Below are 14,760 nucleotides of genomic sequence, written 5' to 3' on the forward strand. Positions count from 1 at the left end.
TAAACTTCGTAATGAATTACGTATGTTCACTCAGAGACTTGGTATTCATTTTTCGTCCGAGGACGTTAAGAATCCATGTCACTTTGAGTGCCCACACAGATTGTCTGATAAATTGTTAAAGAGCAGTGCCGCTTCGTTTTCGCTACGGCGCGGGGTGTGCATATTACGCTTTCCCGCTTCAGAGTCAAGCATTTATTTTCGCTTATCTCTGCTGACCCGGCGGCGTGTGTGCCGTTGTTCCGTGTCAGTGGAGGCGCATTATAGGGAGTTATTCTGAAGTGACAAGAGGAAATTCAAAAAAAGTTTCTGTCCGTGTTTTTTTTCACCAACAGGGGTGAAATCAAGCTACAAATTGTTCTATTTGATGTATCTGCAACCACAATAGCACCCGAGGTGGCATAATTATCAGCATGAATCTTTAAGGAATAAACGCGATGCCATTAAGCGCACAACAACTGGCTGCCCAAAAAAACCTGTCGTATGTGCTGGCAGAAAAACTGGCTCAGCTGATTTTAGCGGGTAAATATGCCCCGGGGAGCATCCTGCCGGGTGAAATGGAGTTGGGTGAGCAGTTTGGGGTGAGCCGTACCGCCGTTCGCGAAGCGGTGAAAACCTTAACGGCAAAAGGCATGGTGCTTCCGCGTCCTCGCATTGGTACGCGTGTGATGCCACAGAGCAACTGGAACTTCCTCGATCAGGAACTGCTCTCATGGTGGATGACGGAAGATAACTTTCATCAGGTCGTCGATCACTTCCTGGTGATGCGCAGCAGCCTTGAACCTAAGGCCTGCCTCCTTGCCGCCACGCTCGGGACGGCAGAACAGAAAGCGCAGCTCAATGCCCTAATGGAAGAGATGGTGTTCCTGAAAAAACACTTCAACCGCGAACGCTGGATTGAGGTCGATATGGCCTGGCATGAACACATCTATATGATGAGCGCCAATCCGTTCCTGACATCCTTTGCCTCTTTATTCCATTCGGTATACCACACCTACTTTACCTCTATTACGCAAGACGAAGTGGTAAAGCTGGATTTGCACCAGGCGATTGTTGATGCCATTCAGGAGAGCGACGGGCAGCGAGCCCAGGATGCATGCCAGGCATTGCTGGCCGCGCCAACCCACCAGCAGGTACATAAATGAGAGAGAAAAAAGCACGCAGCATGGCCGGATTGCCGTGGATTGCAGCCATGGCGTTCTTTATGCAGGCACTGGATGCCACCATCCTCAACACAGCGCTACCCGCGATTGCACAAAGCCTTAACCGATCCCCGCTGGCGATGCAGTCCGCCATCATCAGTTATACCCTGACTGTCGCGATGCTCATTCCGGTGAGCGGCTGGCTGGCTGACCGCTTCGGCACCCGCAAAATATTCATGCTGGCCGTGACGCTCTTTACGCTCGGCTCTTTGGCCTGTGCGCTGTCAACGTCTCTTACAGAGCTGGTCATCTTCCGTGTTCTTCAGGGCGTTGGCGGGGCGATGATGATGCCCGTGGCGCGTCTGGCGTTACTGCGCGCCTATCCGCGCAGCGAACTGCTTCCTGTGCTCAACTTCGTCACGATGCCCGGCCTGGTCGGCCCCATACTGGGTCCGGTTCTCGGCGGGGTATTCGTCACCTGGGCAAGCTGGCACTGGATCTTCCTGATTAATATTCCCATTGGCGTCGCGGGGCTGCTTTATGCCCGCAAATATATGCCGAACTTCACCACCCCAAGACGCCGTTTCGATATGCGTGGTTTTTTCCTGTTTGGCCTGAGCCTGGTGCTCTTCTCCAGTGGGATGGAGCTGTTTGGTGAGAAGATCGTGGCGACATGGATTGCACTCTCCGTCATCCTCGGCGGTATTTTGCTGTTCCTTCTTTATATACGTCATGCACGCCGTCACCCGACGCCGTTAATTTCTCTGTCGCTGTTTAACACCCGAACGTTTTCCGTGGGCATTGCGGGCAACATTGCCTCACGCCTGGGGACGGGCTGCGTGCCGTTCCTGATGCCACTGATGCTGCAGGTGGGTTTCGGCTACCCGGCTCTGATTGCCGGTTGCATGATGGCCCCCACGGCGATGGGCTCTATTCTGGCCAAATCAACCGTCACGCAGGTGTTGCGCTGGTTTGGCTATCGTAAGACGCTGGTAGGTGTAACGGTCTTTATCGGGCTGATGATCGCGCAGTTCTCCCTGCAATCCGCCTCTTTACCGGTCTGGATGCTGATCCTGCCCCTGTTTGTGCTGGGAATGGCAATGTCGACACAGTTCACGTCGATGAACACCATCACCCTCGCCGACCTGACCGACGATAACGCCAGTAGCGGCAACAGCGTGCTGGCAGTGACTCAGCAGTTGTCGATCAGTCTGGGGGTGGCCGTCAGTGCGGCGGTGCTGCGGTTTTATGAAGGTTTTGACAGTGCGAACACCGTCGAACAGTTTCACTATACCTTTATTACCATGGGCGCACTCACCGTCGTGTCGGCGCTGGTATTTATGCTATTAAAACCCAAAGATGGCCGCAACCTGATCAAAGAGCGCCACAAAGCAAAGGCTAAACCGAACCCCGTTCCATCAGAACAGGAGTAAGCTGCAGACGTTGCTGCTGAAGGCCGGGCTCGGCCATTCGGTGGATAAGCACATCGATGGCCAGCTCGCCCAGTTCATCTTTTGGCTGATGAATCGTGGTGAGCGGCGGCGTCATGTAGCGGGCCAGTTCAATGTCATCGTAACCAATCACCGCCATATCGTGTGGAACACGCAGTCCCGCCTGATATAACGCCTGATACGCGCCAAACGCCATCGCATCGTTGCCGATAAACACAGCCTGCGGACGCTGCGCTTGCGACAGCAGTTTCTGCATAGCTTCAAAGCCGCCGTTAAATTCGAAATCACCGGTAATACGGTAGCCATCCGGAACAGTAAGCCCCGCCCGCGCCATCGCAGAAAGATACCCCTCAAGACGCAAGCGCGCCGGGGTTTTATCCAGGGGGCCGGTAATGCAGGCGATGCGGGTATAGCCTTTATCGATCAGATACTGGGTGGCCATGTCACCCCCCAGCAGCGAGTTATCCTGAATGAGATCGCTGGTACCGTCGAACGGCGCCCAGTCCATCATCACCGTGGGAATAGAAGGGTAGCGCTGAATAATCTCTTTCGAGGGCTGATGTGTTTCGGTACACAGCAGCAGTAACCCGTCGACGCGTTTTTGCATCAGCGTCTCCAGATTGCGGTTCATTCGCTGCTCATCCCCTTCGGTATTGCACAGCACCAGGCTGTAACCACGCTCGAAGCAGCTGCGTTCGACACCGCGAACAAGTTCAGAATAAAAGGGGTTGGTACTGGCGGTGATCAGCATGCCGATGGTGCGCGTCTGGTTGAGCTTGAGGCTGCGCGCCAGCGCGGACGGCGCATAGTTGAGATCTTTAACCGCGGCTTCGACTTTTTCCCGAATCGCCTCGCTAACGAAGCGATCGTTATTAATAACGTGGGAGACTGTCGACGTAGAAACGCCCGCCTGGCGGGCGACATCTTTCATTGTGGCCAAGCGTTACCCCTGCTGACTTAAGAATTCATCAATCTCTTTACGCCACGGAACGGAAGGCTGGGCACCTTTGCGCGTTACGGCAATCGCCGCGGCGGCATGGGCAAAGCGAATAGCATCATCCATTCTCTTGCCTTCCAGCAGCGCAGTCACCAATGCACCGTTAAAGGTATCTCCCGCCGCGATGGTATCAATCGCCTTAACCTTAAAGCCCGGCACGCGACGGCCTTCCCCGTTTACGCTGGCCCACACTCCACGACTGCCAAGGGTAATGATAACGGTGCCGATGCCTTTATCGTGCAGCACTTTCGCCGCCCGCGCGGCGTCGTCATCATTTTCAACGCGAACGCCTGTCAGTTTCTCCGCTTCAGTTTCGTTCGGGGTAATGATATCCACCAGCGCCAGCAGCTCGTCTGATAATACCCGCGCAGGCGCAGGATTGAGTACGACAGTGGTATGATTTTGATGCGCTATCGCTGCGGCCGCCAGGACGCTTTCAACGGGTGATTCCAGCTGCATCAGAAGCGCTTCGGCATTCGCGATGATCTCGCGCTGTGCGTCCACCCGCTCAGTGGTCAGCGCGGCGTTAGCCCCCGCATGAATACCGATGACATTCTCACCTTCCGCGTTGACGAAAATCAGCGCCACGCCGGTTGATTCCCCTTCGACAACGCTGACAGGCGCAATATCAATGTTATCGCTGGCCAGCTGTTTGCGTACGCGCTCACCGGTATCGTCATCACCCGTGCAGGCAATAAAGGCGATCTTCGCCCCACTGCGTCCTGCGGCGACGGCCTGGTTGGCGCCCTTACCGCCGAATGCCACCTGATACTGATTACCGGTGACGGTTTCGCCCGGTGTCGGGAACGATTCAAGGTTAAGAATGTGATCGGCATTGATACTGCCAAGGACGACAAGATTGCCTGCGGTTTTCATGGTTGAGGTGTCCATCTGAGAGCGCCACCGGTGTGACCCGGTGGCGTATGCCACACTTTTCTTTATAGGGTGTCCCTCAGGCAGCCAGCGACTGCCTGATTCGCCTTTTACTGCTTGATGACCAGTTTCAGGTCAACAGGATATTTGGCCTGAACTTTTTCGCCCTTCAGCACTTTATCAGCAGTCTGCACGCCCGTTGCGCCGATCTGCTCAGGCAGCTGAGCGATGGTCGCCGCCAGTTTGCCATCTTTTACTGCTTTTTCACCATCCGGTGTGCCGTCAAATCCGACAACCATCACATCAGATTTACCTGCGGTCTGCAGAGCACGCAGCGCGCCCAGCGCCATTTCGTCGTTCTGTGCAAACACAGCCTGCACGTCAGGGTGCGCGGTCAGCAGGTTCTGCATCACGTTCAGACCTTTCGTGCGGTCGAAGTCAGCAGGCTGGCTGGCCAGTACGTTAAATTTGTGCGCTGCAACAGCCTGCTGGAAGCCTTCACCACGCTCACGCGCCGCTGACGTACCGGCAATACCCTGCAGTTCGATAACTTTCGCGCCTTCACCCGCTTTCTTCGCGATGTAGTCACCCGCGATTTTGCCACCCAGTACGTTATCAGAAGCGATGTGGCTGACTACGTCGCCTTTCGTCGCCTGACGGTCAAGGGTGATGACCGGGATCTTCGCCTGGTTTGCCATCTTCACGGCGTTACCCACGGCGTCAGAATCCGTTGGGTTGATCAGCAGGATTTTGGTGCCACGTACGGTTAGGTCCTGAACGTTTGCCAGCTCTTTCGCCGGGTTGTTCTGAGAGTCCAGCACCACCAGGTTGTAGCCCAGTTTGTCAGCTTCTTTCTGTGCTCCGTCCTTCAGAGAGACGAAGAACGGGTTGTTCAGCGTGGAGATAACCAGCGCGATGGTGTCTTTCGCCATTGCGTTAGCACTTACGGTTGCGCTCAGCGCGACAGCAGAAACCAGGGTAGCCAGTTTTTTCATGTTCATATCTAAGATGTCCTGTAGTGTCGTCAGTTACTGTTTTTTGTTGTCTACCAGAACCGCCAGCAAAATCACCACTGCTTTAACGATCATCTGGTAATAGGAGGAAACACCTAATAAATTCAAACCATTATTCAGGAAACCAAGGATCAGTGCGCCGATCAATGTCCCAACAATGCGACCTTTACCGCCCGCAAGACTCGTACCGCCCAGAACGACTGCCGCAATGGCATCCAGCTCATCCCCCGCCCCCGCCGTTGGCTGCGCAGAAGAGAGGCGCGCCACTTCGATGATGCCTGCCAGAGAGGCCAGCAGACCACACAGCGAATAGACGATGATTTTGACTTTATTGACGCTGATCCCGGACAGACGCGTTGCCGCTTCGTTACCGCCCAGCGCATAGATATAACGACCCAGACGGGTGTGATGCAGCATGTACCACGCCGCGAGGAAAACGATAGCCATGATCCAGACCGGCGTCGGGATACCCAGCGGACGACCAATACCGAACCAGCCAAACAGATCGGCGTTATCCGTAAAGCCGGTATTTACCGGACTGCCGTTGGTATAAACCATGGTGACACCGCGCAGCAGGAGCATCATGACCAGCGTCGCAATGAACGCCTGAACGCGGCCTTTCGCCACAATCACACCGGTCACGGCACCAATTGCCGCCCCAAGTGCCAGCGCAGCTGCAACGGCCACCAGCGCGTTGACTTCAATCCCTACAATTGAAGCCGCAACCGCACCGGTGAGCGCCAGCAGGGAACCGACGGACAGATCGATACCCGACGTCAAAATCACCAGCGTCATCCCTACCGCCATAATGGCGTTAACCGACGTCTGCTGAAGAATATTGAACAGGTTATTAACGGTAAAAAAGTTTGGACTCATGGTCGAAACAATCGCGATCAACACCAGCAGGGCAATCAGCGATTTTTGTTCCAGCAGCCATGCCTTTGTGAAATAACGGCGACCAGAAACAGCCTGGGTAGTCATCTTCTTACTCCTGATTCACGCGATTAAGCTTGCCCACAGCGGCAGCCATCAGAACTTCCTGGGTGGCCTGCTCGCGAGTGAATTCACCACCGAGATGCCCTTCATGCATGACGATAATGCGATCGCTCATGCCTAATACTTCTGGCATCTCGGAAGAGACCAGAATGATGCTCAGGCCGTCGGCCTTGAACTGGTTAATCAGCTGATAGATCTCTTTCTTGGCCCCCACGTCCACGCCGCGGGTTGGCTCATCAAGGATCAGCACTTTCGGACGCGTCATCAGACCGCGTGCAATGGCCACTTTCTGCTGATTACCACCGGACAACAGGCCAATCGCCTGCTCCATCGACGGCGTTTTAACGTTGAAGAGACGGATAAAATCGCTGACCGCCTGCTGTTCATCTTTGTGCTTCAGGCTGCCACCGCTGCGGCTGAAATAGCGCAGGGCAGTAAGCGACATGTTCTCTTTTACCGACATCCCCAGCACTAAGCCGTCACGCTTGCGGTCTTCAGAGATATAGACGATGCCGTTTGCCAGGCCATCCTGTGGAGAGCGAGTTACTACCTCATGACCGTCGAGCGTGACATAACCGCTGGTACGCGGCAGTGCGCCATAGAGCACTTTCATCAGCTCGGTACGGCCTGCCCCCATTAACCCCGCCACGCCAAGGATCTCCCCCTGGCGCAGGGTAAAGGTGACATCGTTCACGCCCGGGCCACAGAGGTTATCCACCTTAAGGCGGATCTCACCCGGTGCTTTGTCCAGATGCGGATACTGGTCTTCGAGCTTACGTCCCACCATCATTTCGATAAGGGTATCTTCGGTCAGCGTGGCGACTTCGCGCTCGGCAATGAATTGCCCGTCGCGGAAGACCGTTACGTCGTCGCAGATCTCGAAAATCTCTTTCATACGGTGAGAGATATAGACAATCCCGCGTCCCTGCGATTTCAGCTCGCGGATAACGCGGAATAAAGATTCGGTTTCGGTATCGGTCAGCGCGTCCGTCGGCTCATCCATAATGATGACCTTCGACTCAAAGCTCAGCACCTTCGCGATTTCAACCATTTGCTGATCGCCAATGGAGAGGTCGCCCACCAGACGGTCGCTCTTGAAGCGCAGGTTTAGCTTCGCCAGCAGTTTATCCGCTTCGGCATACATCGTTTTCCAGTCGATTTTGCCAAACCGGTTAACGAACTCACGTCCGAGGAAGATGTTTTCCGCAATGCTGAGCTGCGGGATCAGGTTCAGCTCCTGGTGGATAATACCGATCCCCGCATCCTGGGAGGATTTCGGGCCGTTGAACGTGGTCTCTTTACCCAGCCACAGCAGCGAGCCGGCATCGCGTTGATAGATACCGGTCAGCACTTTCATCATGGTGGATTTGCCGGCCCCGTTTTCGCCCACCAGCGCCATTACGCGTCCGGGATAAACGTTCAGTGCCGCGCCAGAGAGGGCTTTTACGCCCGGGAACGCTTTATCGATCCCTTTCAGTTGCAGTAATGCGTCCATGATGGCCTCAGAAGGTGACGCCAGCACAGAGAATGATATTCGCATACGGGGAACACTCCCCGCTGCGAATCACCGCCTGACTGTCTGCGGTTTGTTGTTTGAATTGCTCGTGCGTTGTGTAACGAATTTCTATGGTGTTTCCCTGGTGTTGTTGCAGTTGCTCAATGTGGCTGAGCAACGTTTCGTGGAGTTGCGGATTATGGTGTTTAATTTCCGTCGCGAGAATGGCCGCCTCAACCTGCATCTCCGCAGTCACCACGTCCAGTACCTGCATAAACGAGGGCACGCCCTGCGTTAACGCCATATCAATACGGGTGGTGCTGCGCGGAACCGGTAAGCCTGCATCGCAAACCACCAGCGTATCGGTATGCCCAAGACGGGAAATAACCGATGAGATTTCTGCGTTAAGAACGGTGCCTTTCTTCATTTTCTTGCTCCACTAGCGAAACGTTTCGCTGAAATCAGTTTAGTCTTAACGGTGTTCAGAAAACCACCATGACATAACAGATTTGTGATCGGCGTCGAAACGTTTCGCTACGTGAAATGAGAAGGCGATAAATGCAAAAACGGTAACCCTTTGGTTACCGCTTTTTTAGGGTTGCACCCTCTCCATCCAGGAGAGGGCATCAGGCCACACGAGGACCTAGATTTCGACCTGCGTTCCCAGCTCAATCACACGGTTAGGCGGGATCTCAAACTGGTCAGGCGCGCGAAGGGCGTTACGCTGCAGGATAAGGTACAACTTGCCGCGCAGACGCAAATACCAGGGGCGCTTGCCAATAATCAGCGACTCGTGGGACATAAAGAACGAGGTCTCCATCATGCGACAGCTCAGTCCTTCCAGACCGCAGCGATGGAACACCTCTTCGACGTTTGGTGTCTCACGCCAGCCGTAGCTTGCAACTACGCGCCAGAAGGTCGGCGACAGTTGCTCGATTTGCACGCGGCGGACATTGTGGACGTACGGGGCATCTTCGGTGCGCAGGGTCAGCAGGATCACGCGCTCGTGCAGCACTTTGTTGTGCTTGAGGTTATGCATCAGCGCAAACGGGATAACGTTCAGCGCACGCGACATATACACCGCGGTGCCCGGCACGCGGACCGGCGGCGATTTCTCCAGCGAGGCAATCATAGCCTCCAGGGAGTTACCGTGCTCATGCATACGGCGCAGAAGGCGGAAACGTTCGCTTTTCCACGTGGTCATGACAATGAACATCACCAGACCGAGCGTCAACGGCAGCCAGCCACCGGAGACAATCTTGTCGAGGTTGGCGGAGAACAGCGGCACGTCAATGCACAGGAAGCCGACCAGAATCATCATCACGAGGAATTTGTTCCAGTGCCAGTTTCGGTACGCTACCGTGGTGGAGAGCAGCGAGGTCAGTACCATCGTACCGGTTACCGCAATACCGTACGCCGCCGCCAGGTTGCTGGAGTGCTCGAAGCTGACGATGACAATCACCACGGCGAAATAGAGCAGCCAGTTGATGAACGGAATGTAAATCTGGCCCGACTCCATCTCGGAGGTATGGATAATGCGCATAGGCGAGAGATACCCCAGACGCACGGCCTGACGCGTCAGAGAGAACACGCCTGAAATTACCGCCTGCGAGGCAATAACGGTCGCCAGCGTCGCCAGAATCAGCATGGGCACCAGCGCCCAGTCCGGAGCCAGCAGGAAGAATGGGTTCTTAATCGCCTCCGGGTTTTGCAGCAGCAGCGCACCCTGACCGAAATAGTTCAGCACCAGCGACGGCAGGACCACTAAAAACCACGCCACGCGGATAGGCAGTTTCCCGAAGTGCCCCATATCGGCATACAGCGCCTCAACACCGGTGATGGAGAGCACGACGGCACCGAGCGCGACGAAGGAAACCACTTTGTATTCAAGGAAGAAATGCACGGCCCAGTATGGGTTCAGCGCATGCAGCACGTCCGGGTTAGCTATAATGCTGCGTAAACCGAGTGCCGCCAGGACCAGGAACCAGGCCAGCATAATCGGAGCGAACAGCTTGCCCACCAGCCCGGTGCCGTGCTTCTGGATGATGAACAGCAGCGTCAGGACAAGGATCGCCAGCGGAACAACCCACGAATCAAGCTGTGGCGCGATAATCTCCAGCCCCTCTATCGCCGAGAGAACCGAAATCGCGGGCGTAATGACGACTTCCCCATAGAAGAAGCTGCCGCCAATCAGGCCGATAATGACCAGCACCGACGTCATTCTGGCGGAGGTATTCCGCCCGGCAAGGGACATCAGAGTCAGGATCCCCCCTTCACCGGCGTTATCTGCACGCATAACGAAGGAGAGGTATTTCACTGAAACCACCAGGATCAGCAGCCAGAAGATGAGGGACAGGAAGCCAAAGACGGCATCGCGCTCAACACCAAAACCAAACTGACCGGACAGACATTCACGAAGCGTATAAAGCGGGCTGGTGCCGATATCACCGTAGACAACCCCGATCGCCGCAAGCGTTATTGCGGGTAATGATTGCTTATTATCAGTGCTCATAGACTAGTCTTTTCGTTTAAATAACAAATGTGTGCTTAGTCCCTTGGCCCACAAAAAGCGCACAGTATGCACGATTCAATGCAAAATCGTACCCCTAAATGCAACCGCATTAATGTAGCGCAAAGAAAATAGCGCCGCACTTCAGTCTATTACCAGCCCTGACTGAAACGTCTATACTCGCTTCAATTGGCCGCCACGACGGCGAAAGGATGCAAAACTATTATGGCTCACTCACATTTAATAGCAGAAAGAATTTCCCGCCTCAGCGGCGCGCTGGAAAAAGGCCTTTTCGAGCGTAGCCACGCCATCCGCCTCTGTTTACTGGCGGCGTTGAGCGGTGAAAGCGTCTTTCTGCTTGGTCCTCCGGGCATCGCCAAAAGCCTGATTGCCCGCCGGCTGAAATTTGCCTTTCAGAACGCCCGCGCTTTCGAATACCTGATGACCCGCTTTTCCACCCCAGAAGAAGTTTTCGGCCCGCTTTCCATTCAGGCGCTGAAAGATGAAGGGCGCTATCAGCGCCTGACTGAGGGGTATCTTCCGGAAGCGGAAATTGTTTTTCTTGATGAGATCTGGAAAGCGGGGCCGGCTATTCTGAACACCCTGCTCACGGCGATAAACGAACGCCGATTCCGCAACGGTGCCAGCGAAGAGAAAATCCCGATGCGCCTTCTGGTGGCGGCCTCTAACGAACTACCGGAAGCCGACAGCAGCCTTGAAGCGCTGTATGACCGCATGCTGATCCGCCTGTGGCTCGACAAAGTGCAGGATAAATCCAACTTCCGCTCGATGCTGGTCAGCCAGCAGGATGAGAATGAAAACCCGGTCCCCGCTTCGCTGCAGGTCACGGATGAGGAGTATTACCAGTGGCAGGAGGATATCGGCAAAATCACACTGCCGGATTCGGTGTTTGAGCTGATCTATCTGCTGCGCCAGCAGCTCGATTTACTGCCTTCTGCGCCGTATGTCTCCGACCGTCGCTGGAAAAAAGCGATCCGCCTGCTGCAGGCCAGCGCCCTGTTCAGCGGCCGCGATGCCGTTGCGCCAATCGATCTGATCCTTTTAAAAGATTGTCTCTGGCACGACGCGGAAGGCATGAACCTGATGCAGCAGCAGCTTGACGTATTGATGACCGGACACGCCTGGGGCCAGCAGTCGATGCTCAACCAGCTCGGGGCGATTGCCCAACGGCGTATTCAGCTGCAGCAACAACAAAGCGACAAAACAGCGCTGAAAGTAAACCGCCTTGGCGGTATGTTCGCCCGCAAAGCGCATTATGAGCTGCCGTCCGAACTGACCAGTACAACGCTGACGCTCCTGCTTCAGCAGCCCCTTAAGCTGCATGACATGCAGGTGGTCCATATCACCGTGGAGCGAGAGCCACTGGCTCAGTGGCTTGATAAGGGCGGGGAGATCCGCGGCAAACTCAACGGCATCGGTTTTGCCCAGCCGCTGACGCTGGAAGTGGACAGCAGCCAGCATCTGGTGATCCGCGACGTCAGCCTGCAGGGATCGCGTCTTGCGCTTCCGGGAACCGCCTCTGACAGCGTGCCGGAAGAGATTAAACGCCAGCTTGAAGCGCTGGATACGGAATGGCACCAGCAACATACGCGCTTCAGCGAGCAGCAAAAATGCCTCTTTATTCATAGCGACTGGTTAGGTCGCATCGAAGCCAGCCTGCAGGATGTCAGCGCGCAGATCAAACAGGCTCGTCAATGCTAACGCTGGATACGCTTAACGTCATGCTGGCCGTCAGCGAAGAGGGGTTGATCGAAGAGGTGGTCATCACCCTTCTGGCCTCCCCGCAGCTGGCGGCTTTTTTTGAAAAATTCCCGCGGCTCAAAAAGGCGATGACCGACGATCTCCCGCGCTGGCGCGAAAACCTGCGTCAGCGGTTCAAAGAGACCGAAGTCCCCCCAGAATTAACTGACGAGGTGGCCTGCTATCAGCAGTGCCAGCGGCTCTCTACGTCACAGTTTATCGCCCAGCTCCCGCAAACCCTGACGTTACTCGACACGGTACACTCTCCGTTTGCCAGCCAGGCGCGGGCGCTGGTCGCGGATAACGTCACGTTTACCCCCGCACTACACACCCTCTTTTTACAACGCTGGCGCCTCAGCCTGGTGGTGCAGGCCACAACGTTGAACCAGCAGTTGCTGGATGAGGAGCGTGAACAGCTGCTTAGCGAAGTGCAGGAACGCATGACCTTAAGCGGTCAGCTGGAGCAGGTGCTGGTGGAAAATGAAAACGCCGCCGGGCGTCTTTGGGATATGAGCGCCGGTCAGCTGCGGCGCGGAGATTACCAGCTCATCGTCAAGTACGGCGATTTTCTGGCACAGCAGCCAGAGCTGATGAAGCTTGCCGAACAGCTGGGTCGTTCACGGGAGGCCAAATCGGTCCCAAAGAAAGATGCCCCAATGGAGACCTTCCGCACCCTGGTCCGTGAACCGGCCACCGTGCCTGAGCAGGTGGATGGGCTCCAGCAAAGCGACGATATTTTGCGCCTGCTGCCCACGGAGTTGAGTACGCTGGGGATGACCGAGCTTGAGTACGAGTTTTATCGCCGGCTGGTGGAAAAACAGCTTCTGACCTACCGGTTGCATGGCGAAGCCTGGCGTGAAAAGCTCAGCCAGCGCCCGGTCATCCATCAGGATTTTGACGAGCAGCCGCGCGGGCCCTTTATTGTGTGCGTGGATACGTCCGGCTCGATGGGAGGGTTTAACGAACAGTGCGCGAAAGCGTTCTGCCTGGCTCTGATGCGCGTGGCGCTCGCCGAGCGACGTCGCTGCTTCATCATGCTCTTTTCCAGCGAAGTTGTGGGGTATGAACTGACCCATCAGCAGGGTATTGAGCAGGCGATCCGCTTTTTAAGCCAGCGCTTTCGTGGCGGTACCGATCTGGCCAGCTGTTTTCGAAGCATCGTTGAGCGGATGCAGGGCGGAGACTGGTATGACGCTGACGCCGTGGTCATCTCCGATTTTATTGCCCAGCGGCTACCGGATGACGTGGTGAATAAAGTGAAGGAGCTACAGCGAGTGCACCAGCACCGTTTCCATGCTGTGGCGATGTCTGCCCATGGAAAGCCCGGCATCATGCGCATCTTCGATCATATCTGGCGCTTTGATACCGGGTTACGTAGCCGCCTGCTAAGACGCTGGCAGCGCTAATTACAGAAGAGATTCAACGCGATCGCGTACCTGTTGTGGCCACACACCGCACTGCACCTGACCAATATGAGGCAGCTGCAACAGCAGCATGGTCAGACGGGACTGGCCAATACCGCCGCCAATGGTCTGCGGCATCTCTCCGCGCAGCAGCGCCTGGTGCCACTCCAGCGTGAGGCGATCTTCATCCCCGGTCAGTGCCAGCTGACGCTTCAGGGCGTCAGCATCCACGCGGATCCCCATTGAAGAGAGCTCGAACGCATCTTCCAGCACCGGGTTCCAGACCAGAATATCGCCGTTCAGACCGGCGCGTTCGCCTTCACCCGTCGTGCTCCAGTCATCATAATCCGGCGCACGCACATCATGGCGTTTACCGTCAGACAATTTGCCGCCAATCCCGATCAGGAACACAGCACCCAATTCTTTGGCGATCGCACGCTCACGGCCTTTGGCATCCAGATCGGGATAACGGCTCAGCAGTTCCTGGCTGTGGACAAAGTGGATCGATTCCGGCAGGAACGGTGCCAGACCAAACTCTTTGCTCACTGCCGCTTCGGTCGCTTTGATCCCGGCGTAGATCGCCTCAACGGTGGATTTCAGCGTACCGACGTGACGCTCGCCATCGCCCATGACGCGCTCCCAGTCCCATTGATCGACGTAGACAGAGTGCATTGGCGTAAGACGGTCTTCATCGGGGCGAAGGGCTTTCATGTGCGTGTAAAGCCCTTCGCCCGCGCTGAAGTCGTGTTGTCCCAGGGTTTGACGTTTCCACTTCGCAAGGGAATGCACCACTTCGAACTGGGCGTCTGGCAGTGTTTTCACTTTCACCTGTACCGCTTTTTCGCATCCAGAAAGGTTGTCCTGCGTCCCGTCACCCACGCGGCTGAGAATGGGCGCCTGGACTTCGATCAGACCAAGCTTGTCTTCCAGCTGACGTGAAAAATGGGATTTAACGAAGCTGATCTGGCGTTGTTTTGCGATGTAAGCGGTTTTCATTATTTATACTCCTGCGTCCTGTTGATAGAGATTAAGCAACAGAAATGGCCTGTTATTCAATAACCCATCAACAAAAAGCCACCTTAACTTTTGATTCATTAAAATAAGGCGCTAGAATAGAGAGATT

12 protein-coding genes are annotated in these 14,760 nt (G+C 55.4%); 4 read left to right on the forward strand and 8 right to left on the reverse strand.

The annotated features are described in order from the left end of the window. The first annotated feature begins 434 nt into the window (after positions 1–434). Together BJP35_RS03215 and mdtD are read left to right on the forward strand one after the other, a co-directional pair. On the forward strand, positions 435–1,142 hold the full coding sequence (locus BJP35_RS03215; RefSeq protein ID WP_047742665.1) for a FadR/GntR family transcriptional regulator: 708 nt from the start codon (positions 435–437) through the stop codon (positions 1,140–1,142). Further along, positions 1,139–2,572, forward strand: a complete 1,434-nt coding sequence (mdtD, locus tag BJP35_RS03220) for a multidrug transporter subunit MdtD (protein ID WP_014172264.1) — start codon at positions 1,139–1,141, stop codon at positions 2,570–2,572. The genes BJP35_RS03215 and mdtD overlap by 4 nt, the downstream gene beginning before the upstream one ends. Here the strand turns inward: mdtD and rbsR are convergent. The 7 genes from rbsR to kup form a co-directional block, all read right to left on the reverse strand. Beyond that, positions 2,538–3,530 (reverse strand): ribose operon transcriptional repressor RbsR, encoded by a 993-nt coding sequence (rbsR, locus tag BJP35_RS03225; RefSeq protein ID WP_072255737.1) that lies wholly within the window; start codon positions 3,528–3,530, stop codon positions 2,538–2,540. The genes mdtD and rbsR overlap by 35 nt on opposite strands. A 3-nt stretch (positions 3,531–3,533) precedes the next feature. Continuing rightward, on the reverse strand, positions 3,534–4,463 hold the full coding sequence (rbsK, locus tag BJP35_RS03230; RefSeq protein ID WP_047742826.1) for a ribokinase: 930 nt from the start codon (positions 4,461–4,463) through the stop codon (positions 3,534–3,536). Positions 4,464–4,570: 107 nt separating this feature from the next. Further along, complete coding sequence (gene rbsB, locus BJP35_RS03235) at positions 4,571–5,461, reverse strand: ribose ABC transporter substrate-binding protein RbsB (protein WP_014172267.1); 891 nt, start codon at positions 5,459–5,461, stop codon at positions 4,571–4,573. 27 nt (positions 5,462–5,488) lie between these two features. After that, entirely contained in the window at positions 5,489–6,454 is a 966-nt protein-coding gene (gene rbsC / locus BJP35_RS03240) for a ribose ABC transporter permease (RefSeq protein WP_086462903.1), read from the reverse strand. A 4-nt stretch (positions 6,455–6,458) separates the two neighbouring features. Beyond that, the gene (rbsA, locus tag BJP35_RS03245) at positions 6,459–7,964 is read right to left on the reverse strand and encodes a ribose ABC transporter ATP-binding protein RbsA (RefSeq protein WP_020882771.1); all 1,506 of its coding nucleotides are present in this window, start codon (positions 7,962–7,964) and stop codon (positions 6,459–6,461) included. Between the two features lie 7 nt (positions 7,965–7,971). Beyond that, entirely contained in the window at positions 7,972–8,391 is a 420-nt protein-coding gene (gene rbsD, locus BJP35_RS03250; RefSeq protein ID WP_020882770.1) for a D-ribose pyranase, read from the reverse strand. 216 nt (positions 8,392–8,607) lie between these two features. After that, a complete protein-coding gene (gene kup / locus BJP35_RS03255) occupies positions 8,608–10,476 on the reverse strand; it encodes a low affinity potassium transporter Kup (RefSeq protein WP_014172271.1) in 1,869 nt (622 codons plus the stop codon). A 222-nt stretch (positions 10,477–10,698) separates the two neighbouring features. Here kup and ravA point away from each other — a divergent pair, with 222 nt between their 5' ends. Both ravA and viaA read left to right on the forward strand, forming a co-directional pair. Next, complete coding sequence (gene ravA, locus BJP35_RS03260; protein WP_025202724.1) at positions 10,699–12,195, forward strand: ATPase RavA; 1,497 nt, start codon at positions 10,699–10,701, stop codon at positions 12,193–12,195. After that, positions 12,189–13,640, forward strand: a complete 1,452-nt coding sequence (gene viaA / locus BJP35_RS03265) for an ATPase RavA stimulator ViaA (RefSeq protein WP_086462904.1) — start codon at positions 12,189–12,191, stop codon at positions 13,638–13,640. The genes ravA and viaA overlap by 7 nt, the downstream gene beginning before the upstream one ends. On the opposite strand, the gene asnA is transcribed toward viaA, so the two are convergent. Beyond that, complete coding sequence (gene asnA / locus BJP35_RS03270) at positions 13,641–14,633, reverse strand: aspartate--ammonia ligase (RefSeq protein ID WP_020882768.1); 993 nt, start codon at positions 14,631–14,633, stop codon at positions 13,641–13,643. Positions 14,634–14,760 lie beyond the last annotated feature (127 nt).

The organism is Enterobacter sp. J49, assembly GCF_002148625.1.
GTDB lineage: Bacteria > Pseudomonadota > Gammaproteobacteria > Enterobacterales > Enterobacteriaceae > Enterobacter > Enterobacter ludwigii.

Coding starts and splice junctions, on each gene's coding strand:
- asnA (WP_020882768.1), bottom strand. CDS start 14,633: ATGAAAACCGCTTACATCGCAAAACAACGCCAGATCAGCTTCGTTAAA.
- rbsA (WP_020882771.1), bottom strand. CDS start 7,964: ATGGACGCATTACTGCAACTGAAAGGGATCGATAAAGCGTTCCCGGGC.
- rbsB (WP_014172267.1), bottom strand. CDS start 5,461: ATGAACATGAAAAAACTGGCTACCCTGGTTTCTGCTGTCGCGCTGAGC.
- mdtD (WP_014172264.1), top strand. CDS start 1,139: ATGAGAGAGAAAAAAGCACGCAGCATGGCCGGATTGCCGTGGATTGCA.
- BJP35_RS03215 (WP_047742665.1), top strand. CDS start 435: ATGCCATTAAGCGCACAACAACTGGCTGCCCAAAAAAACCTGTCGTAT.
- rbsD (WP_020882770.1), bottom strand. CDS start 8,391: ATGAAGAAAGGCACCGTTCTTAACGCAGAAATCTCATCGGTTATTTCC.
- kup (WP_014172271.1), bottom strand. CDS start 10,476: ATGAGCACTGATAATAAGCAATCATTACCCGCAATAACGCTTGCGGCG.
- rbsK (WP_047742826.1), bottom strand. CDS start 4,463: ATGAAAACCGCAGGCAATCTTGTCGTCCTTGGCAGTATCAATGCCGAT.
- viaA (WP_086462904.1), top strand. CDS start 12,189: ATGCTAACGCTGGATACGCTTAACGTCATGCTGGCCGTCAGCGAAGAG.
- ravA (WP_025202724.1), top strand. CDS start 10,699: ATGGCTCACTCACATTTAATAGCAGAAAGAATTTCCCGCCTCAGCGGC.
- rbsC (WP_086462903.1), bottom strand. CDS start 6,454: ATGACTACCCAGGCTGTTTCTGGTCGCCGTTATTTCACAAAGGCATGG.